The organism is Pseudomonas neuropathica (assembly GCF_015461835.1).
Taxonomy (GTDB): domain Bacteria; phylum Pseudomonadota; class Gammaproteobacteria; order Pseudomonadales; family Pseudomonadaceae; genus Aquipseudomonas; species Aquipseudomonas neuropathica.
The window spans coordinates 111,408-137,151 of record NZ_JACOPX010000013.1 but is presented as its reverse complement, the minus strand read 5'-3'; the positions used below and the strand labels follow the sequence as shown (position 1 = coordinate 137,151).

The following is a 25,744-nucleotide window of genomic DNA, read 5'->3' as shown; positions in this document are numbered from 1 at the left end:
GGATCTGTCCCATGAACCGACACCGGCTAGCAATTGCCTGGATCGCCTGCTTTGCAGTGCTGTTCAACATGCTCGCCATGCCGATGACCGGGGCGATGGCGCAGGCGGCCAATTCACCGGCCGAACAGTTGCTCTGGAGCAGTTTCTGCACCGGCAGCGGGACGAAGATGGTGGCGATCAACATCGGCACCATCGATCAAAAAGCCCCGACCAACGATACACATTCGAACATGCAGCATTGCTGGTGCTGCTCAGGCTCGGCGCCACTGGTGGCGCTGCCGGGGCATTCGCCGCAGCTGTATTTCGCCCGCTATGAAAGCAATCGCAGTGTGGCACCCGCCTTGCTGCAAACACCCACGCCGCGCCAGCAATGGCCGAGTCTCAATCCCCGCGCCTCCCCTCTGGTTTGATTTGTTCGCGCAATTGACCTGCGTTTCAAATCGTTCTGGAGAACTGCCATGTTGAACAAACTCATCATCGTCGCTGCGCTGCTGTTGCCGGCGTGCTTTGCCCATGCTCACGAATACAAAGCGGGCGAGCTGGAAATCGCTCATCCGTGGTCGCAAGAGCTGCCGCCGAATGCGCCAACGGTCGCCGCCTATTTCATCATTCACAACGCCGGCAAGACGGACGACCGCCTGCTCAGCGTCGACTCGCCGATTGCCCCCGAAGCGCAACTGCACGAACACGTGATGCAGGGCGATCTGATGAAAATGCAGCAAGTGCCGAGCGTGGCCATTCCGGCCGGCGGCAACGTGACGTTTGCACCAATGGCCTATCACGTGATGCTGCTCAACCCGACCGATCGCAGCCTGCTCAGCGACGGCAAGCGCTTCCCGCTGACCCTGCATTTCTACAAGGCCGGTGACGTCACCGTCGAAGTCTCGGTGCAGAAGAAACCGCCGGAAACCACACAGGCCCACGCGCACGCCCAGTAAGCCTTCCGGCAGACTCCGCCCATGCGCCCGCTGAGCGCCAGGCCGCCAATGCAACGCCGTCAGACTCAACACCTGACTCGCGGCAGCTGGATCGCCCTGTTCGCCATGTTGATGATTTTCATCGGCCCACTGATTTCTCAGTCGATGCCGATGGATCAACACGCCTCGACATCGATGCCGTTGAGCATGGACATGTCGATGGACATGCCGGGCATGGATCACGCGGGCCATGATGCAAAACCGAGCGCCGAACACTGCCCACCGCAATCCTCGCACCACGTGCTGTGGGAAAAGTGCGGCTACTGCAGCCTGCTGTTCAACTGTCCGGCGCTGACTGGGGGCGGTGATTTCGTCGCCTTCAACATCGCGCCGCTGAACACCTTCACCCCGCCCTCCCCGCGCCTGGGCCACGCCCGGCAGACCTTCTTCCCCGGCGCCCGCACCCGCGCCCCGCCCGTCACAGCGTAAATACCGCACCTCTGATTGCACACGGTTGAGAAGACAGCTTCAGGCTGCCGGCCGTGTCGTTTACGACTGTTTGATGGAAATTGTCATGTCCAGGTTTGCTGCTGTTCCACGCTCGGGCGTTGCCCCGGCGTCCTTCGCTTTGAACGAATCGCGGATTCGTTTCAGGCACGCTACCGCCGTCCTTTGCGGCGTCCTGCTGTCACCGCTGGTACTGGCCGATGATCACACCGGCCACCAGGAAGAACTGAGCCCGACGGTGATTACCGCGATCGCCCCGAGTTCGCCACTGACCATCGTCACCACCCCCAAAGACCCGCGCCAACCGGTGCCGGCCAGTGATGGCGGCGATTATCTGAAGACCATTCCGGGTTTTGCCCTGGTCCGCAACGGCGGCACCAACGGCGATCCGGTGCTGCGCGGCATGTTCGGTTCGCGCCTGAACATCCTCACCAACGGCAGCATGATGCTCGGCGCCTGCCCCGGCCGGATGGACGCACCGACCTCGTACATCTCGCCGGAAACCTACGACAAACTCACCGTGATCAAAGGCCCGCAAACCGTGCTTTACGGCCCCGGCGCGTCGGCGGGTACGGTGCTGTTCGATCGTGAGCCAGAGAGCTTCGGCGAACTCGGCACCCGCGTGAACGCGAGCATTCTGGCCGGCTCCCACGGCCGCTTCGACAAGGTTGTCGATGCCGCTGCCGGCGGCCCGCTGGGCTACGTGCGCGTGATCGGCAACACCGCGCATTCCGACGATTACCGCGATGGCAACAACGACATCGTCGCCTCGCGCTACGACAAGTGGAACGGCGACATCGCAGTGGGCTGGACCCCGGACGCCGACACCCTGATCGAACTCACCGCCGGCAAGGGCGACGGCGAAGCGCGCTATGCCGGACGCGGCATGGACGGTTCGCAGTTCCTGCGTGAAAGCCTCGGCCTGCGTTTCGAAAAATCCAACATCACCGACGTGCTGGAAAAACTCGAAGCGCAGGTCTACTACAACTACGCCGACCACGTGATGGACAACTACACCCTGCGCACGCCGTCCGGCACCGGGATGATGGCGGGCCCAATGGCATCCAATGTCGACCGCCGCACCCTCGGCGCACGGATCAAAGCCACCTGGCGCTGGGCTGATATCCAACTGATCACCGGCCTCGACGCGCAGACCAACGAACACCGCCAGCGCAGCGGCATGGGCATCGATACCTACAAGGATCAGCCGTACAGCAAGGACGCCGATTTCCATAACTATGGCGTGTTCAGCGAAATGACCTGGTACGCCGCCGACCGTGATCGGCTGATCAGCGGCGCCCGCGTCGACCGCGCTTCAGCCAAGGATTACCGGCAAACCACCGGCTCGGGAATGATGACTCGCCCGAACCCGACCGCCGACAATACCCGCGCCGACACCCTGCCCAGCGGTTTCATCCGCTACGAGCATGACCTCGCCGACAGCCCGACCACGCTGTATGCCGGCCTCGGCCACGCCCAGCGCTTCCCGGATTACTGGGAGCTGTTTTCGCCCAAGTCTGGCCCGGCAGGATCGGTCAACGCGTTCGATTCGATCAAACCGGAAAAGACCACTCAGTTCGACTTTGGCGTGAACTACAAGAGCGCCAAACTTGAAGCCTGGGCCTCGGGTTATATCGGCGTGGTGCGCGATTACATCCTTTTTGATTACACCCCGGGAATGATGGGCATGAGCACCTCGCGCGCCGAGAACATTGACGCGCGAATCATGGGCGGTGAACTCGGTGCCGCGTACAGACTCACCGACCACTGGAAAGCCGATGCGACCCTGGCCTACGCCTGGGGCAAGAACAGCAGCGATGGCAAAGCACTGCCGCAGATGCCGCCGCTGGATGCACGCTTCGGCCTGACTTACAGCGAAGACAACTGGAGTGCCGGCGCACTGTGGAGGGTAGTTGCCGCACAAAACCGTATCGATCAGAACAAGGGCAACGTGGTCGGCAAGGATTACGACAAGAGTTCGGGCTTCGGCGTGTTCTCACTCAACGGTGCCTACCGGATCAACAAGAACTGGAAGGTCAGCAGCGGCGTCGACAACCTGTTCGGCAAGGCTTACGCCGAACACCTGAACCTGGCGGGCAACGCCGGTTTCGGCTACCCGGCCAACGACCCGCAAGCGATCAATGAACCGGGGCGCACGCTCTGGACCAAGGTCGACATGAGTTTCTAACAAGAAAAGTCAAAAGATCGCAGGCTGCGCCAGCTCCTACCTGGGAGCGCATACACCCTGTAGGAGCTGCCGAAGGCTGCGATCTTTTGATCTAAAAAAATTCGCCCAGCGGAGCACACGTGATGAAACAGCCCAAACCGAATTTCTACAACCTGGCCTGGCGTTGGCATTTTTACGCCGGTCTCTTTGTCGCCCCGTTCATGGTGATGCTGGCCCTGACCGGCATCATTTACCTGTTCAAACCGCAGCTCGATTCGCTGATGTACAGCAGCCTGCTCAATGTCCCCGCCGGCCATCACACTGTCCCGGCCGATGACCTGCTGCAGCGGGTGAAAAGCGCTTATCCACAAGGCCAGGTCACCCAATACCTGCCACCGGTCAACGCCGAGCGCAGCGCACAGTTTGTGGTGAAGAACGCCGGCCATGAACTCAACGTATTCGTCGATCCATACCACGGTGACATCCTTGGCGAGCAGGATGCCAAGCAGAATCTGCAAGCCATCGCCCGCGCCATCCACGGTGAGTTGATGATCGGCACCGTCGGTGACCGCCTCATCGAAATGGCCGCCGGGTGGGGCGTGGTGCTGGTGGTGTCCGGCCTGTTCCTGTGGTGGCCACGCGGTCAGGCCGCGGGCATTCTGTGGCCACGGCTGAACAGTCGCGGCCGCGTGCTGTGGCGTGATCTGCACGCGGTCACCGGGTTCTGGGGCGCAACATTGCTGCTGGTGATGTTGCTCAGTGGCATGACCTGGACCGGTTTCTGGGGCAAGCAATACGCCCAGGTGTGGAACGTGTTCCCGGCGGCGATGTGGGACAACGTGCCGACCTCCGATGTCGAGGCGCGCAGCCTTAACAGCGCCACCCGCCAGACTGTGCCATGGGCGATGGAAAACACGCCGATGCCGATGTCCGGCGACCACGCCGAACACATGAACCACGGCGCCAGCAACGCCGGCCCAGCAGCACCCGCCATCCGCCTGCAAGACGTGCAAAACATTGCTACCCAGCGCAAGGTCGAGCCGGGCTACAGCATCACCCTGCCGACCACCGCCACCGGTGTGTTCACCATCGCGGTGTTCGCCGATGACCCGCGCAACGATGCGACCCTGCATGTCGATCAGTACACCGGCAAGGTCCTCGCCGATGTGCGTTTCGAACACTACGGCACGGTGGCGCGGGCCACGGAAATCGGCGTGATGCTCCACGAGGGCAAGATGTTCGGCACCTTCAACCAGATCGTCGTGCTGCTGATCTGTCTGATGATTCTGCTCAGCGCCGTCAGCGGTGTGGTGATCTGGTGGAAGCGTCGGCCACAGGGCAAATTCGGCGTACCGCCGCTGCGCCATGACTTGCCGAAATGGAAAACCGGTGTGTTAATCATGTTGGCGCTGGCGGTGGTGTTCCCGCTGGTGGGCGCTTCGCTGGTGGTGGTGTGGTTGCTTGACCGCCTGCTGCTGTCGCGCGTTGGGCGGACTGAGTCGGTCTCGACTTGAGTCGGATTCAACGAAGAGTGGCCGCCGGCGGCGGCACACTCCTTTGTCGAGACCCGCTATCGTCAGTTACAACTCATCCCGGACACGGACAGCGCCTTGGGGCGACGGCTGTTGGCGCAGCAGGTTCCAGCCGCGTCTTATCAGCCCGGTCTGCCGCCAGTAGTGTCCTGCGACGAGTACCCGGAACTCACCGAGTGCCATGAGACGTGAAATGAATTCCCCGGGACTTAGCCGGTTGGTCCAGCGCCCGTCCAGGAAAAACACCGATCGGGTCAGCAACAAATCCCTTTCGGCATCTGAATAACTTGGTGTGTATTTAAGCAATACCTGATGTGGCGTCGAGTAAAAATAATGCTGGATATCAAAACCCCTGCTCTTCAGATCATGGGTGTGGGCGTACACGAGCTCAGGTGCGGCAAAGTTGACTCCCACCTCCTCCGCGTCCTGCCCCAGAGTGGTGTTGCCTGACAGGTGCAACTGATGAGCAGCGACCGGTGTGTAACCTTCGGGATAATGCGGCGCCGGGTGTCGCCAACTGGCCGATGCGTCATTCGCCGACAGGAATATCCGCGCCAGCGGGTTTCGGTCATGTGCGGACCAGAGCATGGGTTCGAGCGGCACAAATTGACTGCCGGTTGCCGAGGCCAGGATGGCGCTCTCATGGCCGACATCGAAAACGGACTCGGTCGCACGCTTTTGTGTGTGGCGTGCAGCATCGTCGGGGTGATGGAAAACCGGGCCCAGCGCCGGGACCGGATTTTCCTGCCAGCGTTGCTCACGGCCGACATCGACCTGTCGTGGTTGCCAACTGTCTCCCACCTCGCCATGTCGCGACCAGTGATCGCTGCTCTCGATAACCTCTAACTTGCCCGCTCGTGCCATTCGGTGAACATAGGCAGAAATCCTGAACGTGCCTTTGGCAATATCCCTTTCATCGGCTGCGGCCTGTTGTACTGATACAAATGCATTGGGACGAAACTCGATCTGTCCGAACCGATCATAAAACTCGCCTGGCTCGAACGCATGCAACTGCAGTTTCAACAACGCCCCATCCGCGCAGGAAAAGTAGATCGGCAGATATCCCTGCGGCGTGTCGGCCCGTACGCACGCCGACTGAATTTCGCTGGGCATAAAAAAGCACTGGCGCACATCGTCAGACCGCACGCCCAAAGGCGGCAGCGCTGCTCGAAGATACAGGCCGTGCAGAGTAAAACCTGAAACCAGCTCGCCCTGTTCAAACACCCGATCCAGAGTCAACGCCGAACGCTGTACCGCCACGGGCAGGGTTGCGAGAAAAATCCCCTCCGGATTACCCAGAATGAAACCGAAGGCCGCCGTTTCCCGGCTCACAGACGCTTCGTGAACATATCTGGCGGCAGCATCTGCCTGAACGAACTGTGGACTGCAGGCGGGTCTGCTCAGGGCCTTGTCGTAGTCTCTCGTCGGCAAAAGATCCGTCGAATAAGGCGCCCAGACAATTACCCGGCGTGGCAGCCCCCAGATGTCGCTGCCCTTGATCACCTGCAGACGCCCCCCCTTGGCCAAAGCGTTGATCCATTCCACGGGCTGTAAATGCCTGCTGCGCAAGCCTTGCATTATCGCTTTTGCATCAACGGCGGCAAACCGATCGCCCTGGCCAAGCAGCTGCGAAAAAAGCTCGGCCTGCGGCTGGTAACTGAGCACCGAACCGTCCGGAGCGAACAGGTATTCGTACAATGGTTCCGGTTTGTAGCGCACCAGCGAGCCGTCCGCCAGCACGCGGTAGCGGTCTGTCACCCCGCGCCTGTTGAATGCCGACTCCAGTACATCGACCGATAACATGTTCAGATAGATCTGCTTCTGAACCGGCGATACGACCAGCGACGCCTCACGAGTGATGCGCGAGCGGTAGCGCGCCACGATGTGACAATCGGCGGGAAATAATCCCTGGGTTCGGCTTTCCTCAGGGCAAACCTGGGTGACCTCGAAATCTTCATGGCTGACTTCAATCGGCGCGGTGGCCACGTAACGCTTCTCGGCCGTCTCCAGAATCAGGCCGCCATATACGCTGTCGGTCACAGCGGGAAGCAACGTTCTGGCGTGGATAGCAGCATCGTCAGCCGTCTGAAAAACCGGGCCGAGCCAGCGCCGCTGCAGATTGGCGTATGGCTGCCAGGGCACCTTGACCGGCCCCGTCCGGTCCCAGCATATGCCGGCACGCATCACCGCGAGTTCGCCACTGTTGGCGACCTCATGAACAAAATCGGTCGGCTGCCATTTCCCGGACGCCAGATCGTTCTTGATGGTCTCAAGCGCGCCTTGCGACGTAGCCTCATGAAACAGCTTGCTGGACTTGTTTCCTGCGTATTTCAACAAGGCGCCATCGCGCGCCGCTATATAGAGCGCTACCGGAACGTCAGAGGCTATTACCGGACGACGGCGTCCGTAACTCATCGCGGTTGTCAGGTTATCCGGCGAAATGAAGTAATGGGCTAGCCAGTCATCCGGACTTTTTGCCGCTCCCTCTACGTGATGATGCGAATACCAGCTGGCGTGTAAATCGAAGTCGTCAGGGAATCGATACCCAGGAGAAGTTCGCTGCAAGGCAAACAGGCTATCCAACTCAAACAGATTGCGCTGCGCTGCGCTGACCGGAACCCGTTCAGTGGCGATGTACTCGTCACGCTCACGATGTTTGAGGATGAAACCGAAACAGGCGCTTCTCTCTTCTTGCCAATGTCGGTCGTGCGCATGTTGACTCTGTGCCACTTCGTCCGCTGAAGCGAACACCGCACCGTACGCCACCGTTGCCGGGCGGCGCCACGGTAACGGCAATGGTAAAGCCAACGCAGGCAAATCCTTTGCAGGCCGGATGTGCCCGGGTAACGACGAGACCGCAAGCTCCGCCGTGTGCTTGGGAAACTCATGAATAACCTGCCAGACGGGCGCATCGGGATCAGGCGGCGCTTCTCGCACAGACCAGGTCGGGGCTATCCGGCCGCGATAGCCCCATAATTGATTATCCAGAAGGCTGGTCAACCGACCGCTGGCGGCTTGCTCACGAATGAAGTCTTGTGGGCGCTTGCTGCCAGCAGCCAGCTCGGTAGCCAAGGCACCGGGATTGTGCCGAGTGCCAAGGCGCCTGCTCAGACTCTGCGCTGACGACGAGCCGTTGGACTCATACCGCAGCAGAGAGTCCGGTACGGCTGATGCGTACAGCACGACCTGATCAAGCAGCACCTGTCTGATCTCATCGACACTGAACATCTGCAGACTCAGCAACGCTTCATGAAAGGTCCACTTGGGGTAATCGACGTCTGCAGGATCGAGCTTCGACAATGCAACGTGGCTCACATAGCGTGCGTGCAAAAGATGGTCATCCGGAAAAATCGCGTGCCCGTTATTGTCCTGCGGATAGAGCCGATTCTGCCCGAGCGTAGCGATATCGCCAGGCAGCGGCTCGGTAACCACGAAGCGATTGTCGCGCTGAAAAATGTAGCCGACGTACTGTCGGTCACGGCGGTTGCCGATTTTCTCGTGGGCATGACGGGCCGCGTCATCGGCGGTCAGGAATTCCCGACTCAAAGCTGGCCAGGGGAAATGACTGAAGGGCTGCCACTCCAGGTCTACCGCACCCAGGTTCGCCCACAATGCGCTGCCCCGCAGAACCTCGACTTTTCCAGCCAGCACCAGCATCGAGACAAACGCGTGCGGGCGCAGGGTTCCGGCCGATAGCCTCGCCTGCAGACCGTTGTCACTGATCGTGCCGTCAGCGTACTCGACGCTGAGTGCCGCTTCGACCGGAGTGCCGCTGAAGCTGTATTTCAACATGGCCTGATCGTGCGCCAGCATGAACAACGATAACCCGCGTCCGACCTTTGCCAGATGCCGGTTGCGGCCAAACGCGGCGATGGCCACCGCCATGTCATGAGGGCTGAAGAAGTTTTCGTAGAGCCACGGCTGCACAGGCGGAAATTGTTTGGGATCGGGTCGCGAGGCGAAGTAAAAGCCTTCCAGCCGATAGCCCCGCGGCAGTTGCAAATCGCCTTGGGTGTCCAGCGGGAAAAGGTGCCCGGCGTCCCAGGCTGCCAGCCCGCTTGGGCGTGCATGGGTCGCCACATATTCTTCGCCAGTGAGCTTTTTCAGGATCAGCCCGGCGGTCTGCGCGCCTCTGGATTTCAGTGCCGCAAGCACGGCACGCTCGGCATTGACGCAAACGCGCGTCATCAGCGGCATTTCGGTGACCGCGCCAGTGGAAAACGCCGCGCCGGCGGTCCAGTCCGCAGGTACCCGGCCCACGGAGTGGCCCCAGTCGGCGTTCGAGACAATAACGTTGAGTTCACCCACGGTCGCCAGCTTATTGATCAGCGCCATGACGTCATATGCACCCGACGCATCGCCAGACGGCGCGCCGGATTGATGCCAGAGGAAATAGTCGCGCTCCTCCGGCGAGCCGCTCGACACGTATTTGAGCAAGCTGCCATCGGGCCCGGAAAGGTAAGCGCTGCGGAAAAAATCCCGCGACGACACATCACCAATGAAATCGCCCCCTGAATAGAAGCTCATGAACAGCCTAAGCAGATTTTCATCCTGACGCCGATTGCCATTGCGAAACTGGTCATGTATCGGCGGATGGCTGTGTACGCTGGCGATACATCGGTAACCCAGTGGATGGAGCATGTCGCCACGGGCATCTGTCGGCACAATGGTGCCAAAGTCAAAGCGGGTGGCTTCACCCGGGATGGGTGAGGTGGCCAAGAATTTTCCGTCCGGGCGCAGCAAAATCACGCTGCCATATTCTTTGTCCGGGTTGAGTGGAATCCGTGTATGTACCCAATAGGCGGCGTCTTCTTCGCTCAGAAACGCCGGACTCACAGGGGGCAGCTTGAACGTTGCCGTAGAACTTGCGGCGCCACCGGACCGGCCAGACACATCACTCATATAAAACCTGCTTAGAAATCGGGATGAGCGAATGAGTGTGTGCCGGCGAGGCCAGTCACCAGCGGTACATGTTTATCGTTTTTGTATCCATACCTTTGCCAACCGCGACGCCCCAATCTGGCGCAGCCGTTTGCACCGACGCGCCACGAGCGTCCCCTGATGGTGCGCCGGCTCCGCGTGCAACCGCTCTGACACGACATTTTCCTGCCCAATCCCGACCGGGCACAGCCCTTGCAAAACACACCTTCAGTCGTCCGCATCTGCCAACCAAAAAAACTTCAAACGTTCATGGAGATCGCACAATGAAGCGTCGCAGTTTGATCAAGGCTTTCACACTCACGGCATCCATTGCCGCGATGGGCATGACCTGGACTGTCCAGGCCGCCGAGACCATCAAGGTCGGGATTCTGCATTCGTTGTCCGGCACCATGGCGATCTCCGAAACGTCGCTCAAAGACATGGCGCTGATGACCATCGACGAGATCAACGCCAAGGGCGGTGTGAACGGCAAGATGCTTGAGCCTGTAGTGGTTGACCCTGCATCCAACTGGCCGCTGTTCGCCGAAAAGGGCCGGCAGTTGCTGACCCAGGACAAGGTCGCCGTGGTGTTCGGCTGCTGGACTTCGGTGTCGCGTAAATCGGTGTTGCCGGTGTTCGAAGAGCTCAACGGCCTGCTGTTCTACCCGGTGCAATACGAAGGCGAAGAAATGTCGCCAAACGTCTTCTACACCGGCGCTGCACCGAACCAGCAAGCGATCCCGGCGGTTGAATACTTGATGAGCGAAGAAGGCGGCAGCGCCAAGCGCTACTTCCTGCTCGGCACCGACTACGTCTACCCGCGCACCACCAACAAGATCCTGCGTTCGTTCCTGCACTCCAAAGGCGTCGCCGACAAGGACATCGAAGAGGTCTACACGCCGTTCGGTCACAGCGACTATCAAACCATCGTCGCCAACATCAAAAAATTCTCCGCCGGTGGCAAGACTGCGGTCATCTCGACGGTCAACGGCGACTCCAACGTGCCGTTCTATAAAGAGCTGGCCAACCAGGGTCTGAAAGCCACCGACGTGCCGGTTGTAGCGTTCTCGGTCGGCGAAGAAGAACTGCGCGGCATCGACACCAAACCACTGGTGGGCAACCTCGCGGCCTGGAACTACTTCGAGTCCGTCGAGAATCCGGTGAACAAGAAGTTCGTCGATGACTGGAAGGCTTACGCGAAGAAACACAACCTGCCGGGTGCCGACAAAGCCGTGACCAACGACCCGATGGAAGCCACTTACGTCGGCATCCACATGTGGGCGCAGGCGGTCGAGAAAGCCAAATCCACTGACGTCGACAAAGTCCGCGAAGCCCTCGCCGGCCAGACCTTCGCCGCGCCGTCCGGCTACACGCTGACCATGGACAAGACCAACCACCACCTGCACAAACCGGTGATGATCGGCGAGATCCAGAGCGACGGTCAGTTCAACGTCGTGTGGCAGACCGAAGGGCCGATCCGCGCGCAACCGTGGAGCCCGTTCATTCAGGGCAACGACAAGAAGCCGGATTATGCGGTGAAGAGCAACTGAGTCTGACTTGGGTTTTGTGGTGAGGCGGAGATCTTTTCCCCCTCACCCCAACCCTCTCCCCCAAGGGGTAGAGGGGGAAAGGGAGCCGATCTTCATGCTTTTCAAAGCTTGAGTTCGACTCGAATTCGCAGGTCGCAAAATATCGTCCAGACACCTCGGTCAGTCCCCTCTCCCTCCGGGAGAGGGTTAGGGTGAGGGGCGGTTGAACAGGACACCACCAATGCCCACTGCTCTCTACCGCTTTATCTGTGCCATCGCACTCTTGTTGCCAATGCTGGCCCACGCTGGCGACGCCGAAGACTTCGTCGCGGCCAATCCCGTGCAACAAGCCAAACTGTTGGAAACCTGGGCCGCGCAGCCCGATCCGGCCCGTATCGAACTGATCAACGCCCTGCAACAAGGCGAACTGACCATCGATGGCCAGCCAAAAACCCTGCGCCTGAACAATCGCCTGCGAGGTCTGATCGACACCGCCATGGCCAGCCACCAGTTGCTCGCCGCCGACGCCAAAATCCGTCTGGCTGCCGCGCAGCAATTGCAGAAAAGCGCGAAACCCGCGCAGCTGAAATTCCTCGACCAGCAACTGGCTGGCGAAAAAGACGAAAGCGTCCATGCCGCTCTGAGCCTGGCGCTGGCCAATCTGCAACTGGTCGACAGCGACCCGGCGGTGCGCCTCGCCGCTGTACGCCTGCTCGGCGAAACCGGCGACCCACTGGCGCGAACACGCCTTGAAGGTTTGCTCGAACCCGGCGTCGAAAGCGATGCCGGCGTGCGCACCGCCGCGGAAACCAGCCTCGCGCAAGTCAAACGCAAACTGCTGATCGGCGAGATCCTCGGCCAGGCCTTCAGCGGCATGTCGCTCGGCTCGATCCTGCTGTTGGCCGCGCTCGGTCTGGCGATCACGTTCGGCCTGCTCGGCGTGATCAACATGGCCCACGGCGAAATGCTGATGCTCGGCGCCTACTCGACGTACGTGGTGCAGTTGATGTTCCAGCGCTACGCACCGCAAGCCATCGAGTTCTACCCGCTGATCGCCCTGCCGGTGGCGTTTTTTGTCACGGCGGCAATCGGCATGGCCCTGGAGCGCACGGTAATTCGCCACCTCTACGGCCGGCCACTGGAAACCCTGCTCGCCACCTGGGGCATCAGCCTGATGCTGATTCAACTTGTGCGTTTGTTGTTCGGCGCGCAGAACGTTGAAGTCGCCAACCCGGCGTGGCTGTCCGGTGGCATTCAAGTGCTGCCGAATCTGGTGCTGCCGTATAACCGCATCGTCATCATCGCCTTCGCACTGTTCGTCGTCGTACTGACCTGGCTGCTGCTGAACAAAACCCGCCTTGGTCTCAACGTTCGCGCCGTCACTCAAAACCGCAATATGGCCGCCTGCTGCGGCGTGCCGACCGGGCGCGTGGACATGCTCGCCTTTGGCCTCGGTTCAGGCATCGCCGGCCTCGGCGGCGTGGCGCTGAGCCAGATCGGCAACGTCGGCCCGGATCTCGGCCAGAGCTACATCATCGACTCGTTCCTGGTGGTGGTGCTCGGCGGCGTCGGCCAATTGGCCGGTAGCGTGCTGGCGGCCTTCGGCCTCGGTATCGCCAACAAGATTCTTGAACCGCAGATCGGTGCGGTGCTTGGCAAGATCCTGATCCTCGCGCTGATCATTCTGTTTATCCAGAAACGTCCGCAAGGTCTCTTCGCACTGAAAGGACGGGTGATCGACTGATGAACCAGCCTCTGTTAGTCACGGCCACACAAAAGGCCGGCCCAAAAGTCACCATTGCGGTCGGCGCGGTGATCCTCGCGCTGCTAATCGCCCTGCCGCTGCTGTCATTGTTGCCGGCGGAAAATGCCCTGTCGGTCTCGGCGTACACCCTGACGCTGGTCGGCAAAATCCTCTGCTACGCCATCGTCGCGTTAGCGCTGGATCTGGTTTGGGGTTACGCCGGGTTGCTGTCGCTGGGCCACGGTCTGTTCTTCGCCCTTGGCGGTTATGCGATGGGCATGTACCTGATGCGTCAGGCCGCTGGCGATGGTCTGCCGGCGTTCATGACCTTCCTGTCGTGGAGCGAATTGCCGTGGTACTGGACCGGTACCAGCAGCTTCCTCTGGGCGATGTGTCTGGTGGTGTTGGCGCCGGGGTTGCTGGCGCTGGTGTTCGGATTTTTCGCCTTCCGCTCGCGGATCAAGGGCGTGTATTTCTCGATCATGACCCAGGCCCTGACCTTCGCTGGCATGCTCCTGTTTTTCCGCAATGAGACCGGGTTTGGTGGCAACAACGGCTTCACCAATTTCCGCACGATTCTCGGTTTCGGCATCACCGAACCGGGCACCCGTGCGGTGTTGTTTCTGGCCACGGTGTTGTTGCTGGTGGCGAGCCTGTTCATCGGCTGGCGTCTGGCGCAGAGCAAGTTCGGCCGCGTGCTGACGGCGCTGCGCGATGCGGAAAACCGCTTGATGTTCTGCGGCTACGACCCGCGCGGTTTCAAGCTGTTCGTGTGGGTGTTGAGTGCGGTGTTGTGTGGCCTGGCCGGGGCGTTGTACGTGCCGCAAGTGGGCATCATCAACCCGAGCGAAATGTCGCCGACCAACTCCATCGAAGCGGCCGTGTGGGTCGCTCTCGGCGGTCGTGGCACGCTGATCGGCCCGCTGCTCGGCGCCGGTGTGGTCAACGGCATGAAGAGCTGGTTCACCGTGGCGTTCCCAGAATACTGGCTGTTCTTCCTCGGCGCGTTGTTCATCGTCGTGACGCTGTACTTGCCCAAAGGCGTGATCGGCCTGCTGAAGAAACGAGGTGAACAATGAGAGTCACGGCGAGCGCTGAATTCATGTTGGAACCGGCCTTCTTTCCCGTCGAACCGAACAAGGACGAGGGCACCAGTCGCGACTCGATCGGCCTTGGCCAGCGCGTCGGCCCGGGTCTGGATACCCGTCACGGCACGATCCTCACCCTGGAAGACATCAGCGTCAGCTTCGATGGCTTTCGCGCACTGAACAATCTCAACTTGTACATCGGCGTCGGTGAGTTGCGCTGCATCATCGGCCCCAACGGCGCGGGCAAGACCACGCTGATGGACGTGATCACCGGCAAGACTCGCCCGAGTCACGGCAAGGCGTGGTTCGGCGAAACGCTGGACCTGACGCAAATGAGCGAAGTGCAGATCGCTCAGGCTGGCATCGGTCGCAAGTTCCAGAAGCCTACGGTGTTCGAGGCTTTGAGCGTGTTTGAAAACCTTGAGCTGGCGCAGAAAACCGACAAGTCGGTGTGGGCCAGTTTGCGTGCGCGGTTGAGTGGTGAGCAAAAGGATCGCATCAGCGAAGTGCTGGAGACGATTCGCCTGACCACCTCGGTCAATCGCCCGGCCGGGTTGCTTTCTCATGGTCAGAAGCAGTTTCTCGAGATCGGCATGTTGCTGATGCAGGATCCGCAACTGCTGCTGCTCGATGAGCCGGTGGCGGGCATGACCGATGCAGAAACCGAGTTCACCGCTGAACTGTTCAAGTCGCTGGCGGGCAAGCATTCGCTGATGGTGGTGGAACATGACATGGGTTTTGTCGGCTCGATTGCCGACCACGTCACCGTGCTGCATCAGGGCAGCGTGCTGGCCGAAGGCTCGCTGGAACAGGTACAGGAAAACGAGCGCGTGATCGAGGTCTACCTCGGCCGCTGAAGATTTTGCCCTGTGTAGGAGCTGCCGAAGGCTGCGATCTTTTAATCTTGCTCGTCAAAAAAAAGATCAAAAGATCGCAGCCTTCGGCAGCTCCTACAGGGGGATTTGAGGAGATTTTGGAAATGTTGCGAGTCGACAAGCTGCACCAGTACTACGGCGGTAGCCACATCCTGCGCGGTCTCTCGTTCGACGTGAAGGTCGGCGAAGTCACCTGCCTGCTTGGCCGTAACGGCGTCGGTAAAACCACCCTGCTCAAATGCCTGATGGGCCTGCTGCCGGCCAAGGAAGGTGCGGTGAACTGGGAAGGCAAACCGATCACCGCGTTCAAGCCGCACCAGCGTGTCCACGCCGGCATCGCTTATGTGCCGCAAGGCCGGGAAATCTTCGGACGGCTGACCGTGGAAGAAAACCTGTTGATGGGTTTGTCGCGGTTTCCCGGCAGTGAAGCCAAAGAAGTCCCAGGTTTCATCTACGAATTGTTCCCGGTGCTGCTACAAATGAAGCAGCGTCGCGGCGGTGACCTCTCTGGCGGTCAGCAACAGCAATTGGCGATTGGCCGCGCATTGGCCAGTCGTCCGCGTTTACTGATCCTTGATGAACCCACCGAAGGCATTCAACCCTCGGTGATCAAGGAGATCGGCGCGGTCATCAAGAAACTTGCGGCGCGCGGTGACATGGCGATTTTGCTGGTGGAGCAGTTCTACGATTTCGCCGCAGAACTGGCCGATCAGTACCTGGTGATGTCCCGGGGCGAGATCGTCCAGCAAGGTCGCGGTGAAAATATGGAGGCCGAAGGTGTACGCGGGCTGGTAACGATCTAGTACAACGAACTAATCTGTAGCTTCCTAACGATAATTACAAACCATGAATTCGACTGTTTCACCTGCCCTGTTTACCCCGAGCTGGCACGCCGAGCTGGAACTCGCCTACGCGCGTTTCGGCGACTGCACGCGTCCGGTCATGCGCCGGCACCTCGGCCCGCTACGCGTGCAAAAACACTTGTACGCCGAAGGCCCCGAGGTCTGCCAGCACATCATCGTCCATCCGCCGGGTGGGATTGCCGGCGGTGATCGACTGGACATCAGCGCCCGCGTCGAACAGGACGCCTGGGCGCAGATCACCAGCCCCGGCGCGGCGAAGTGGTATCGCGCGGCTGGGCCGGCGTATCAAAAACTGGATTTGAAAGTGGCAGCCGGCGGGACGCTGGAATGGCTGCCGCAGGAAACCATCGTCTACAGCGCCGCGCAGGCTGAGCTGACAACTTCGATTGATCTTGAGGGTGATGCACGGCTGTTCTACTGGGACGTGGTGGCGCTGGGTCGCCCGGCCAGTGGCGAGCGTTTTGACCGTGGGCATTTTCAGGCCCATCTGGATATTCGCCGTGATGGTCGATTGCTCTGGCACGAGCGCCAACGCATTGTCGGCGGTGATGGTTTGCTTGATTCGCCGATCGGGCTGGATGGCAATCCGGTGTTTGCGACGTTGTTGGTCACCGGTGAGATTGAGGCTGAATTGCTTGAGCGCTGCCGCTCGTTGGGCCACGAAGTGCGTGGGGATTTGACCCAATTGCCGGGGTTGTTGGTGGCCCGTTGTCTGGCCAGTGAAGCGTTGCTCGCTCGCGCCTGGCTCATCGATTTATGGCGTTTGCTCAGACCCGCCCTGCTGGGTCGCGACGCGGTATCCCCCAGAATATGGAGCACCTGAAAAGCGACCCTCACCCCCCGCCCTCTCCCGGAGGGAGAGGGCGCCTGACCGAGTCGTTTGAAATGAATTTACTGCCTGAACGAATACTGCTGACTGAACCGGCCATTGCAAACAACCGAGATCAGTCCCCTCTCCCTCGAAAGAGAGAGTCTGACCGAGTCGCTTGAAATGAATTTAACTGCCTGAACGAATGCTGCTGACTGAACCGGCCATTGAAAACAACCGAGATCAGTCCCCTCTCCCTCGGGAGAGGGCTAGGGTGAGGGGTTGCTCCAACGGGCACCCCGCGCCCGCAAGAACCTCACAAATCTGCCCTGATGGAACCCCACAATGGACCTGACCCCACGCGAAAAAGACAAGCTGCTGATCTTCACCGCCGGCCTCGTCGCCGAGCGGCGTCTGGCCCGCGGCGTGAAACTTAATTACCCGGAAGCCATGGCCTACATCTCCGCCGCGCTGCTCGAAGGCGCGCGTGACGGCCAGACCGTGGCCGAGTTGATGCACTTCGGCACCACCCTGCTCAGCCGCGAACAAGTGATGGAAGGCATCCCGGAAATGATCCCGGAGATCCAGGTTGAAGCGACGTTTCCCGACGGCACCAAACTGGTCACCGTCCACCAGCCGATCGTCTGAGGCCGCGCCATGACTTACACCATTCGCGATGCGCTGCACGCCGACCTGCCGGCGATCCGCGACATCTACAACGACGCCGTGCTCAACACCACGGCGATCTGGAATGAACAAGCCGTCGATCTCGGCAACCGCCAGGCGTGGTTCAGCGCGCGTCAGGCCCAGGCTTATCCGATTCTGGTGATCGTCGACGGCGACAACAGCGTGCTCGGCTACGCTTCCTTCGGTGACTGGCGACCGTTCGACGGCTTTCGCCATACCGTCGAGCACTCGGTTTATGTGCGCAGCGACCAGCGCGGCAATGGCCTCGGCCCGCAATTGATGGCAGCGCTGATCGAGCGCGCCAGAACCTGCGGCAAACACGTCATGGTCGCCGCCATTGAAAGCGGCAACGCTGCCTCGATTCGTCTGCATGAGCGCGCCGGTTTCAACATTACCGGGCAGATGCCGCAAGTCGGCACCAAATTCGGCCGCTGGCTCGACCTGACCTTCATGCAACTGACCCTCAACCCTGGCGCGGAGCCGCCTGACGCCAACAAGGAGTGACACCGATGAACGCCGCCCAACTGCGCCGCGTCAATGCTGAAAGTTTTGCGCATTACCGTCAGGGCCTGATTGATCTGCTGCTCGATGCCGTGGGTTATGGCGCCAGCGTCGGCTTCATGGCCGACCTCGATGCGGCACAAGCGCGCGCGTATTTCGATGAGGTGCAGGACAACGTCAACAAAGGCAGTGTGCTGCTCTGGGTGGTGGTCAAGGACGAGCAGGTACTGGCCAGTGTGCAACTGGGCCTGTGCCAGAAGGCCAACGGCCTCAATCGTGCCGAGGTGCAAAAACTGCTGGTGCGCGAACACGCCCGGCGTCGCGGCCTCGGCCAGCAACTGATGAGTGCGCTGGAACTCGAAGCACCGAAACACAAGCGCGGCATGCTTTACCTCGACACCGAGGCCGGCTCGCCCGCCGAAGATTTCTACAAGGCGTTGGGCTACAGCCGCGCAGGCGAAATCCCTGATTACGCCTGCGATCCGAACGGCACCTATCGGCCGACCGCCCTCTATTACAAGATTCTGCAAGGAGCCCAGTGATGATTCCTGGTGAGTACCAGATCCAGCCCGGTGACATCGAACTCAACGTCGGCCGCCGCACTATCAGCCTGAAAGTCGCCAACAGCGGCGACCGGCCAATTCAGGTCGGTTCGCACTATCACTTTTTTGAAACCAACGACGCGCTGACCTTCGATCGCGCCGCCAGCCGTGGCATGCGCCTGAACATTCCGGCGGGCACCGCGGTGCGCTTCGAACCGGGGCAGAGTCGTGAGGTTGAGCTTGTGGATTATGCCGGGAAGCGGCGGGTGTTCGGGTTTGCCGGACGGGTCATGGGTGATCTCTGACATCTGCGTGCACCGCTGCCCCTCACCCCAGCCCTCTCCCGAGGGAGAGGGAGCCGAATGGGGGCTTTTCCGATCCTGAGTTCGACTCGATATTTCAGGTCGATGTCTGTCGAAAGAAACCCGCGATCAGTCCCCTCTCCCTCTGGGAGAGGGCTAGGGTGAGGGTCAATGGCTCACCACTATTTTCTTGAAGGACGCAGCATGAAGATTTCCCGTCAAGCCTACGCCGACATGTTCGGTCCCACCGTCGGCGACAAGGTGCGCCTGGCCGACACCGAGCTGTGGATCGAAGTCGAACAAGACTTCACCACCTACGGCGAAGAAGTGAAATTCGGTGGCGGCAAAGTCATCCGCGACGGCCAGGGCCAAAGCCAGTTGCTGGCTGCCGAAGTGGTCGACACGCTGATCACCAACGCGCTGATCATAGACCACTGGGGCATCGTCAAAGCCGACGTCGGCCTCAAGGACGGGCGTATCGCCGCGATCGGCAAGGCCGGCAACCCCGACGTGCAGCCCAACGTGACCATCGCCATTGGCGCCGGCACCGAAGTGATCGCCGGCGAAGGCATGATCCTCACCGCTGGTGGCATCGACACACACATCCATTTCATCTGCCCGCAGCAGATCGAAGAAGCGCTGATGAGTGGCGTCACCACCATGATCGGCGGCGGCACCGGCCCAGCCACTGGCACCAACGCCACCACTTGCACCTCCGGCCCGTGGCACCTGGCGCGCATGCTTCAGGCCGCTGACGCGTTCCCGATGAACATCGGCCTCACCGGCAAGGGCAACGCCAGCCTGCCGGAACCGTTGATCGAGCAGGTCAAGGCCGGCGCCATCGGCCTCAAGTTGCACGAAGACTGGGGCACCACACCGGCGAGCATCGACAACTGCCTGAGTGTCGCCGATCAGTTCGACGTGCAGGTGGCGATCCACACCGACACCCTCAACGAGTCCGGTTTCGTCGAAACCACCCTCGGCGCGTTCAAGGGTCGCACCATTCACACCTATCACACCGAAGGTGCCGGTGGCGGTCACGCGCCGGACATCATCAAGGCCTGCGGCTTCCCCAACGTATTGCCGAGCTCGACCAATCCGACCCGGCCGTTCACCCGCAACACCATCGACGAACACCTCGACATGCTGATGGTCTGCCATCACCTCGACCCGAGTATCGCCGAAGACGTTGCGTTCGCCGAAAGCCGCATCCGCCGCGAAACGATTGCCGCCGAAGACATCCTTCACGACCTTGGCGCGTTCTCGATGATCAGCTCCGACAGCCAGGCCATGGGCCGCGTCGGCGAAGTCATCACGCGCACCTGGCAGACCGCTGACAAGATGAAAAAGCAGCGCGGCCCGCTGCCGCAGGATGGCGAAGGCAACGACAACTTCCGCGCCAAACGCTACATCGCCAAGTACACGATCAACCCGGCGATCACCCATGGCATCAGCCATGAAGTCGGCTCGATCGAAGTCGGCAAGTGGGCCGATCTGGTGCTCTGGCGCCCGGCATTTTTTGGCGTAAAACCGACGCTGATCCTCAAGGGCGGCGCGATTGCCGCGAGCCTGATGGGCGATGCCAACGCCTCGATCCCAACGCCGCAACCGGTGCACTACCGTCCGATGTTCGCCAGCTACGGTGGTTCGTTGCACGCCACCAGCCTGACCTTTATCAGTCAGGCGGCGCAGGAAGCCGGGCTGCCTGAAGCATTGGGCTTGAAGAAGAAAATCGGCGTGGTCAAAGGCTGCCGTGATGTGCAGAAAACCGACCTGATCCACAACGACTATCTGCCGAATATCGATGTCGATCCGCAGACCTATCAGGTCAAGGCTGACGGGGTGTTGCTCTGGTGTGAACCGGCGGAAACGTTGCCGATGGCGCAGCGGTACTTTTTGTTCTGATCACAAAAAAGGCCCTTCGGGGCCTTTTGCTTGTCTGTCTGTTATACCGCGTCACCGTTCTTCGCGAGCAGGCCCGATCAGCGAACCGGCAAACATCAGACTGACTACTCCACCACCAGCCGCCCCAACCGCTGACGCAACATACGATTCTCGGCACGCAATGCCCGCACCTCTTCCAGCAGATCCAACGCCAGCGCAACACCTTCCCACTCCAGCTCCAGCTCGCGCCGCAACTTGGCGGCGCGTTTGGCCAGACTCAGTTCGTAATCGGTGAAGCGCCATTCCCGGGGCTGCGCGCCCTGAGGTTCGAGGATGCCGTGCTCGACGATTTCGATCACGTAGACGTCCGACAGATCGGCCGCCTCACAGAATTCTGCCAGGTCCAGTTGAACGATCAGGGGGCTGCTCATGATGGGCTACTCCGTCGTCGGGTTCAGAAGTTCTCTCGCGGATTGAACGCGGCTTTCTTCGCCAGTTCCTGCCACAGCGCCTTGACCTCGTCGTCGGCGGCTTTCGGCATCACGGCTTTGAGCTGGACGAACAGGTAACCGCGCTCGCCGGCCTTGTTTTTCAAGCCATGACCTTTGGCGCGCATGCGCTGGCCGTTCTGGCTGCCGGCAGGGACCTTGAGGTTGATCTTGCCGGTCAGGGTCGGCACCGCCACCTCCGCTCCCAGCGCCAGCTCCCACGGGGCCAGCGGCAAGGTGATGATGAGGTTTTCGCCTTCAACATCGAATTTCGGGTGTGGCGCAAAACGAATGGTCAGGTACAGATCGCCATTCGCCCCGCCACCGATGCCCGGTGCGCCCTGGCCTTTGAGGCGGATGCGCTCGCCGTCGGTCACGCCCGCCGGGATCTTCACGTTCAGGCTTTTGCTGGTGTTGCTGACGTGCTGGCCGTTGGCGTTGTATTGCGGCACCTGGAAGGTGACTTTCTTCGATTCGTTAGCGAGCGTCTCCTCAAGGAAGATCGGCAGTTCCATTTCCACGTCTTGCCCTCGGCGCCCAGCACTGCGTTGTTGTCGACCTTCGCCGCCACCGAAACCGGGGCCGCGATTGCCGAAGATCGAACTGAAGAAGTCCGAGAAGTCACCGGTGTCGCCACCGCCGCCGCCAAAGCCGCCACGGCTCTGCCAGCCCGGTGGTCCCTGGAACGGCTGACCGTGCTGACCATAACGGCGCAGCTCGTCGTATTCAGCGCGCTTGTCGGCGCTTTTCAGCGCTTCATAAGCTTCCGAGGCGTCTTTGAATTTGGCCTCGGCGTCTTTTTCCTTGCTGACATCGGGGTGGTATTTGCGCGCCAGCTTGCGATAGGCAGCCTTGATTGCCTTGTCGTCTGCTGTCGGCTCCACGCCGAGTATCTTGTAATAGTCTTTGAAGTCCATCGAAGGAGTCACCGTCCGTTATCGATTTCGCGCCGATACCAGCATGCGCCGATTCGCGCGTGCCAGGTTGACCGATCTCAAAGTTGTGACCGGGTGGCGCAGCAGAAGTTTATCGGCAGTGGACGGCGGTTCTTGCGACCGCCGGTGGTTCTGCCGGCCCATGCCAGCAAGTTTGGGGCAAAGCTTGAGGTTTCAAGGCAGTTTAGTCGTGAAATAGCAGATGACCGGCCTTCGAATCTGGCGCGCACTGACATACACTGCGCGGCCGTTTTTTTGACCGGAACCGAAAGACATGAAAGACGCCTCTCCAGCCCGTGCCTGCGGCATCGACTTCGGCACGTCCAACTCCACCGTCGGCTGGCTGCGCCCCGGCATGGAAACGATGATCGCGCTGGAAGACGACAAGATCACCCTGCCGTCGGTGGTCTTCTTCAACATCGAGGAACGCCGCCCGGTGTACGGTCGTCTGGCGCTGCACGAGTACCTGGAAGGCTACGAAGGCCGGCTGATGCGCTCGCTGAAAAGCCTGCTCGGTTCCAAGCTGATCAAGCACGACACCAGCGTCCTCGGCACGGCGATGCCGTTCAAGGACTTGCTCGGCCTGTTCATCGGCCAGTTGAAGAGCCGCGCCGAAACCGCCGCCGGTCGGGAATTCGAGCAGGTGGTGCTCGGGCGTCCGGTGTTCTTCGTCGATGACGATCCGCTGGCTGACCAGGAAGCCGAAGACACCCTGGTCGAAGTGGCGCGCAAGATCGGCTTCAAAGAGGTCTCGTTCCAGTACGAGCCAATCGCTGCCGCTTTCGACTACGAGTCGACCATCGAGAAAGAAGAGCTGGTGCTGATCGTCGACATCGGCGGTGGTACCTCCGACTTCTCGCTGGTGCGCCTGTCGCCCGAGCGTCGTGGACTTGATAACCGCCACGATGACATCCTCGCCACCGGCGGCGTGCACATTGGCGGGACTGACTTCGACAAACAGTTGAGCCTGCAAGGCCTGATGCCGCTATTCGGCTACGGCAGCCGCATGAAGAGCGGCGCCTATATGCCGACCAGCCACCACATGAACCTGGCGACCTGGCACACCATCAACTCGGTGTACTCGCAGAAATCCAGCCTGGCGCTGGGCAGCATGCGCTACGACATCGAAGACACTGGCGGCATCGATCGCCTGTTCAAGCTGATCGAACAGCGCGCCGGCCACTGGCTGGCGATGGAAGTCGAAGAAACCAAGATCCAGCTGACCCACACCGACAGCCGCCATGTGCCGCTGGACCGGATCGAAGCCGGGCTGAGTGTGGAACTGACGCGCGCACTGTTCGAATCAGCGATCGATGCGTTGCTGGAGCGGGTACGCGGCAGTGTTACCCAGTTGTTGAACGATGCCGGTGTGGCAGTGGATCAGGTCGATACCGTGTTCTTCACCGGCGGTTCGAGCGGGATTCCGGCGCTGCGCAACAGCGTCTCGGCGATGCTGCCGAATGCGCGGCATGTTGAAGGGAATATCTTTGGCAGCATTGGTAGCGGTTTGGCGATTGAAGCGATGAAACGCTATGGTGCCATGGCCTGACTTGAAATCGGCGTAGCGCCATTCGCGAGCAAGCTCACTCCCACATTTGACCGCATTCCTTCAGTTGAAATGCAATCCAGCGTGGGAGCGAGCTTGCTCGCGAAGGGGTCCGTTCAGTCGCTACAAGGCTTGGATCAAACCATCCCGCCCAGCTTCAACTCACTCTTCAGGTACGCGTAATAAATCGGCCCCGCCACCACCCCCGGCAGGCCGAATGCGGCCTCGAACACCAGCATCGCGAGCAGCAACTCCCACGATTTGGCACTGATCTGCCCGCCGACAATGCGCGCATTCAGGAAGTATTCGAGCTTGTGGATAACAATCAGATAACCCAACGCCGCCACCGCCACCCAGATTGACAGCGACAGGCCGACGATAGTGATCAGCGTGTTGGATATCAGGTTGCCGATTACCGGCAGCAGGCCGAGCAGGAAGGTCAGCACGATCAGGGTTTTGGTCAGCGGCAGCTTCACACCGAACATCGGCAGGATCACCGCGAGGAAGATCCCGGTGAAGAAGGTGTTGAGCAAGGCAATCTTGATCTGCGCAAAGACGATATTGCGAAATGCCTGCACCAGCAGGTGCAAACGGTCGAACAACGCGGCGGCCAACGGTTTGCGTTTGGTGACGTCGGGCACGCGCTGCAGGGCGATGATCGCGCCAAGCACCATGCCGATCAGCAGCGTCACGAACATGTGCGCGGCGTCTTTGCCGACCAGTTGCAACTCGGAGAGATGCTTGCTCAGCCATTCGCCGATCGCGACGCGAAATTCTCCGGCGCTGGCCGGTAGATAGGCGTCGATGAACGGCGGCAATTGCCCGCGCGCGCGATCAACCACGCCCATGAATTTGTCGAGGGAAGCGCCGGGATTTTCCGCTTCGTGCAGTAAGAAGCTGATGGCGCCAGCAAAAAGCAACGCCAGCACACTCACCACCAGCGTGCCCAGCAACGCCACCGCCAGCCAACGCGCGCGACGGCCTTCGATCAGCCGTTGCAGTTGCGGGGTGAGCATGTTGACCAGTTCATAGACCAACAAACCGGCCAACAGACTGGGCAACAAGCGCAGCGGCAACACCAGCAGCAAACCGCCGAAAATGATGATGCAACTGACCCAGAACACTACATGACGCTCAGAAAACGTTGGCATACAGCCTCAAAACGAACGGCGTAAAAGGATTGGCAGTCTGCCAGCGTTCCGGGGTGAGCACTAGAAATATGCGGAGCTTCAGCTTTTGGTGCCTGGCTTCAGATCCAGCCCTCACCCTAGCCCTCTCCCAGTGGGAGAGGGAACCGATTGGGGGATGCTCTGGATATCCAGTGACCTGAGACAACGCCATGGAATCCATAATCGCCCGGTTTTTTCAGGTCGACGAATGTCTTGTAACACTGCGGTCAGTTCCCCCTCCCTCAGGGAGAGGGAACCGATTGGGGGATGCTCTGGATATCCAGTGACCTGAGACAGCGCCATGGAATCCATAATCGCCCGGTTTTTTCAGGTCGACGAATGTCTTGAAACACCGCGGTCAGTCCCCTCTCCCTCTGGGAGAGGGTTAGGGTGAGGGCGCACTCCACAGAACCGGGTTATTTTTTCTTCAGGCAATCACTCATGAACGTCTTGCGCGCATCGCCGGTCAGGGCTTTGGTTTTCGCGTCGGCGTTGCAGGTTTTCATTTTCTCCTGCTGCGGGGTCAGGGCCTTGGCGTCGTTGGCTGCTGGCGCTGCCTTGAGGCAAGTGCTCATGAAGGTTTTGCGCTCATCGCCTTTCAGACTCTTGGCGGTCGCATCGGCATTGCAGGTGGTCATCTTGTTCTGTTGCGCCGTGGCGGCGAAACCCTGGGAACACAGGAGCAAACCAATCATCAACAAAGGCACACGCAACATCTTCATGGAGTTTTCTCCTTGTCG

General features: G+C 60.4%; 22 protein-coding genes. 17 read left to right on the top strand and 5 right to left on the bottom strand.

Features of this window, described 5'->3' with window-relative positions; all coding sequences use genetic code 11:
* The first annotated feature begins 11 nt into the window (after positions 1 to 11).
* The 5 genes from H8F23_RS19905 (at position 12) to H8F23_RS19885 (ending at position 5,105) form a co-directional block, all read left to right on the top strand.
* Complete coding sequence (locus tag H8F23_RS19905; protein WP_194935516.1) at positions 12 to 410, top strand: DUF2946 domain-containing protein; 399 nt, start codon at positions 12 to 14, stop codon at positions 408 to 410.
* Positions 411 to 458: 48 nt separating this feature from the next.
* The gene (locus H8F23_RS19900; RefSeq protein WP_194935515.1) at positions 459 to 938 is read left to right on the top strand and encodes a copper chaperone PCu(A)C; all 480 of its coding nucleotides are present in this window, start codon (positions 459 to 461) and stop codon (positions 936 to 938) included.
* A gap of 21 nt (positions 939 to 959) precedes the next feature.
* A complete protein-coding gene (locus tag H8F23_RS19895; RefSeq protein WP_194935514.1) occupies positions 960 to 1,406 on the top strand; it encodes a DUF2946 domain-containing protein in 447 nt (148 codons plus the stop codon).
* Between the two features lie 85 nt (positions 1,407 to 1,491).
* On the top strand, positions 1,492 to 3,612 hold the full coding sequence (locus H8F23_RS19890) for a TonB-dependent copper receptor (RefSeq protein ID WP_194935513.1): 2,121 nt from the start codon (positions 1,492 to 1,494) through the stop codon (positions 3,610 to 3,612).
* A 122-nt stretch (positions 3,613 to 3,734) separates the two neighbouring features.
* On the top strand, positions 3,735 to 5,105 hold the full coding sequence (locus H8F23_RS19885) for a PepSY-associated TM helix domain-containing protein (protein ID WP_194935512.1): 1,371 nt from the start codon (positions 3,735 to 3,737) through the stop codon (positions 5,103 to 5,105).
* Between the two features lie 66 nt (positions 5,106 to 5,171).
* On the opposite strand, the gene H8F23_RS19880 is transcribed toward H8F23_RS19885, so the two are convergent.
* On the bottom strand, positions 5,172 to 10,025 hold the full coding sequence (locus H8F23_RS19880) for a DUF4329 domain-containing protein (RefSeq protein WP_194935511.1): 4,854 nt from the start codon (positions 10,023 to 10,025) through the stop codon (positions 5,172 to 5,174).
* Between the two features lie 302 nt (positions 10,026 to 10,327).
* Here H8F23_RS19880 and urtA point away from each other — a divergent pair, with 302 nt between their 5' ends.
* The 11 genes from urtA to ureC all read left to right on the top strand — a co-directional run bounded on the left by urtA (position 10,328) and on the right by ureC (position 20,887).
* Positions 10,328 to 11,593 carry an urea ABC transporter substrate-binding protein gene (gene urtA / locus H8F23_RS19875; RefSeq protein WP_095047339.1) on the top strand — a complete coding sequence of 422 codons (1,266 nt, stop codon included), beginning with the start codon at positions 10,328 to 10,330 and terminating at the stop codon, positions 11,591 to 11,593.
* Positions 11,594 to 11,813: 220 nt separating this feature from the next.
* Entirely contained in the window at positions 11,814 to 13,316 is a 1,503-nt protein-coding gene (gene urtB, locus H8F23_RS19870; protein WP_194935510.1) for an urea ABC transporter permease subunit UrtB, read from the top strand.
* Positions 13,316 to 14,395 carry an urea ABC transporter permease subunit UrtC gene (gene urtC / locus H8F23_RS19865; protein ID WP_110719601.1) on the top strand — a complete coding sequence of 360 codons (1,080 nt, stop codon included), beginning with the start codon at positions 13,316 to 13,318 and terminating at the stop codon, positions 14,393 to 14,395. Before urtB ends, urtC begins: the two co-directional genes overlap by 1 nt.
* Complete coding sequence (gene urtD / locus H8F23_RS19860; protein WP_093430222.1) at positions 14,392 to 15,261, top strand: urea ABC transporter ATP-binding protein UrtD; 870 nt, start codon at positions 14,392 to 14,394, stop codon at positions 15,259 to 15,261. Before urtC ends, urtD begins: the two co-directional genes overlap by 4 nt.
* Before the next feature lie 122 nt (positions 15,262 to 15,383).
* Positions 15,384 to 16,082 carry an urea ABC transporter ATP-binding subunit UrtE gene (gene urtE, locus H8F23_RS19855; protein ID WP_194935509.1) on the top strand — a complete coding sequence of 233 codons (699 nt, stop codon included), beginning with the start codon at positions 15,384 to 15,386 and terminating at the stop codon, positions 16,080 to 16,082.
* A gap of 43 nt (positions 16,083 to 16,125) precedes the next feature.
* Entirely contained in the window at positions 16,126 to 16,965 is an 840-nt protein-coding gene (locus H8F23_RS19850) for an urease accessory protein UreD (RefSeq protein WP_194935508.1), read from the top strand.
* Positions 16,966 to 17,295: 330 nt separating this feature from the next.
* Positions 17,296 to 17,598: an urease subunit gamma gene (gene ureA / locus H8F23_RS19845; RefSeq protein WP_007915951.1), complete on the top strand. Its 303-nt coding sequence runs from the start codon at positions 17,296 to 17,298 to the stop codon at positions 17,596 to 17,598.
* 9 nt (positions 17,599 to 17,607) lie between these two features.
* Complete coding sequence (locus H8F23_RS19840; protein WP_194935507.1) at positions 17,608 to 18,141, top strand: GNAT family N-acetyltransferase; 534 nt, start codon at positions 17,608 to 17,610, stop codon at positions 18,139 to 18,141.
* Between the two features lie 5 nt (positions 18,142 to 18,146).
* Positions 18,147 to 18,680, top strand: coding sequence for a GNAT family N-acetyltransferase (locus tag H8F23_RS19835; protein WP_093430218.1), 534 nt, complete (start codon positions 18,147 to 18,149; stop codon positions 18,678 to 18,680).
* Positions 18,680 to 18,985, top strand: coding sequence for an urease subunit beta (locus H8F23_RS19830; RefSeq protein ID WP_194935506.1), 306 nt, complete (start codon positions 18,680 to 18,682; stop codon positions 18,983 to 18,985). Before H8F23_RS19835 ends, H8F23_RS19830 begins: the two co-directional genes overlap by 1 nt.
* Positions 18,986 to 19,186: 201 nt before the next feature.
* Entirely contained in the window at positions 19,187 to 20,887 is a 1,701-nt protein-coding gene (gene ureC / locus H8F23_RS19825; RefSeq protein ID WP_194935505.1) for an urease subunit alpha, read from the top strand.
* 104 nt (positions 20,888 to 20,991) lie between these two features.
* On the opposite strand, the gene H8F23_RS19820 is transcribed toward ureC, so the two are convergent.
* Positions 20,992 to 21,297 carry a chaperone modulator CbpM gene (locus H8F23_RS19820; protein ID WP_194935504.1) on the bottom strand — a complete coding sequence of 102 codons (306 nt, stop codon included), beginning with the start codon at positions 21,295 to 21,297 and terminating at the stop codon, positions 20,992 to 20,994.
* 23 nt (positions 21,298 to 21,320) lie between these two features.
* Positions 21,321 to 22,271: a DnaJ C-terminal domain-containing protein gene (locus H8F23_RS19815; protein ID WP_194935503.1), complete on the bottom strand. Its 951-nt coding sequence runs from the start codon at positions 22,269 to 22,271 to the stop codon at positions 21,321 to 21,323.
* Between the two features lie 292 nt (positions 22,272 to 22,563).
* Here H8F23_RS19815 and H8F23_RS19810 point away from each other — a divergent pair, with 292 nt between their 5' ends.
* Positions 22,564 to 23,838 (top strand): Hsp70 family protein, encoded by a 1,275-nt coding sequence (locus H8F23_RS19810; RefSeq protein WP_194935502.1) that lies wholly within the window; start codon positions 22,564 to 22,566, stop codon positions 23,836 to 23,838.
* 134 nt (positions 23,839 to 23,972) lie between these two features.
* Here H8F23_RS19810 and H8F23_RS19805 read toward each other — a convergent pair whose 3' ends face one another.
* Together H8F23_RS19805 and H8F23_RS19800 are read right to left on the bottom strand one after the other, a co-directional pair.
* Positions 23,973 to 24,986, bottom strand: a complete 1,014-nt coding sequence (locus tag H8F23_RS19805) for an AI-2E family transporter (RefSeq protein WP_194935501.1) — start codon at positions 24,984 to 24,986, stop codon at positions 23,973 to 23,975.
* A gap of 434 nt (positions 24,987 to 25,420) precedes the next feature.
* Positions 25,421 to 25,726, bottom strand: a complete 306-nt coding sequence (locus H8F23_RS19800) for a PsiF family protein (protein WP_007950613.1) — start codon at positions 25,724 to 25,726, stop codon at positions 25,421 to 25,423.
* Positions 25,727 to 25,744: the final 18 nt, after the last annotated feature.

What these genes read in the sequence shown, in the direction of transcription:
- H8F23_RS19890 (WP_194935513.1), top strand. Translation starts at nt 1,492, where the DNA reads ATGTCCAGGTTTGCTGCTGTTCCACGCTCGGGCGTTGCCCCGGCGTCC.
- H8F23_RS19810 (WP_194935502.1), top strand. Translation starts at nt 22,564, where the DNA reads ATGAAAGACGCCTCTCCAGCCCGTGCCTGCGGCATCGACTTCGGCACG.
- H8F23_RS19850 (WP_194935508.1), top strand. Translation starts at nt 16,126, where the DNA reads ATGAATTCGACTGTTTCACCTGCCCTGTTTACCCCGAGCTGGCACGCC.
- urtE (WP_194935509.1), top strand. Translation starts at nt 15,384, where the DNA reads ATGTTGCGAGTCGACAAGCTGCACCAGTACTACGGCGGTAGCCACATC.
- urtC (WP_110719601.1), top strand. Translation starts at nt 13,316, where the DNA reads ATGAACCAGCCTCTGTTAGTCACGGCCACACAAAAGGCCGGCCCAAAA.
- urtB (WP_194935510.1), top strand. Translation starts at nt 11,814, where the DNA reads ATGCCCACTGCTCTCTACCGCTTTATCTGTGCCATCGCACTCTTGTTG.
- H8F23_RS19800 (WP_007950613.1), bottom strand. Translation starts at nt 25,726, where the DNA reads ATGAAGATGTTGCGTGTGCCTTTGTTGATGATTGGTTTGCTCCTGTGT.
- H8F23_RS19815 (WP_194935503.1), bottom strand. Translation starts at nt 22,271, where the DNA reads ATGGACTTCAAAGACTATTACAAGATACTCGGCGTGGAGCCGACAGCA.
- H8F23_RS19880 (WP_194935511.1), bottom strand. Translation starts at nt 10,025, where the DNA reads ATGAGTGATGTGTCTGGCCGGTCCGGTGGCGCCGCAAGTTCTACGGCA.
- H8F23_RS19805 (WP_194935501.1), bottom strand. Translation starts at nt 24,986, where the DNA reads ATGCCAACGTTTTCTGAGCGTCATGTAGTGTTCTGGGTCAGTTGCATC.
- H8F23_RS19900 (WP_194935515.1), top strand. Translation starts at nt 459, where the DNA reads ATGTTGAACAAACTCATCATCGTCGCTGCGCTGCTGTTGCCGGCGTGC.
- urtD (WP_093430222.1), top strand. Translation starts at nt 14,392, where the DNA reads ATGAGAGTCACGGCGAGCGCTGAATTCATGTTGGAACCGGCCTTCTTT.
- H8F23_RS19895 (WP_194935514.1), top strand. Translation starts at nt 960, where the DNA reads ATGCGCCCGCTGAGCGCCAGGCCGCCAATGCAACGCCGTCAGACTCAA.
- H8F23_RS19885 (WP_194935512.1), top strand. Translation starts at nt 3,735, where the DNA reads ATGAAACAGCCCAAACCGAATTTCTACAACCTGGCCTGGCGTTGGCAT.
- H8F23_RS19835 (WP_093430218.1), top strand. Translation starts at nt 18,147, where the DNA reads ATGAACGCCGCCCAACTGCGCCGCGTCAATGCTGAAAGTTTTGCGCAT.
- H8F23_RS19820 (WP_194935504.1), bottom strand. Translation starts at nt 21,297, where the DNA reads ATGAGCAGCCCCCTGATCGTTCAACTGGACCTGGCAGAATTCTGTGAG.
- H8F23_RS19840 (WP_194935507.1), top strand. Translation starts at nt 17,608, where the DNA reads ATGACTTACACCATTCGCGATGCGCTGCACGCCGACCTGCCGGCGATC.
- ureC (WP_194935505.1), top strand. Translation starts at nt 19,187, where the DNA reads ATGAAGATTTCCCGTCAAGCCTACGCCGACATGTTCGGTCCCACCGTC.
- ureA (WP_007915951.1), top strand. Translation starts at nt 17,296, where the DNA reads ATGGACCTGACCCCACGCGAAAAAGACAAGCTGCTGATCTTCACCGCC.
- urtA (WP_095047339.1), top strand. Translation starts at nt 10,328, where the DNA reads ATGAAGCGTCGCAGTTTGATCAAGGCTTTCACACTCACGGCATCCATT.
- H8F23_RS19905 (WP_194935516.1), top strand. Translation starts at nt 12, where the DNA reads ATGAACCGACACCGGCTAGCAATTGCCTGGATCGCCTGCTTTGCAGTG.
- H8F23_RS19830 (WP_194935506.1), top strand. Translation starts at nt 18,680, where the DNA reads ATGATTCCTGGTGAGTACCAGATCCAGCCCGGTGACATCGAACTCAAC.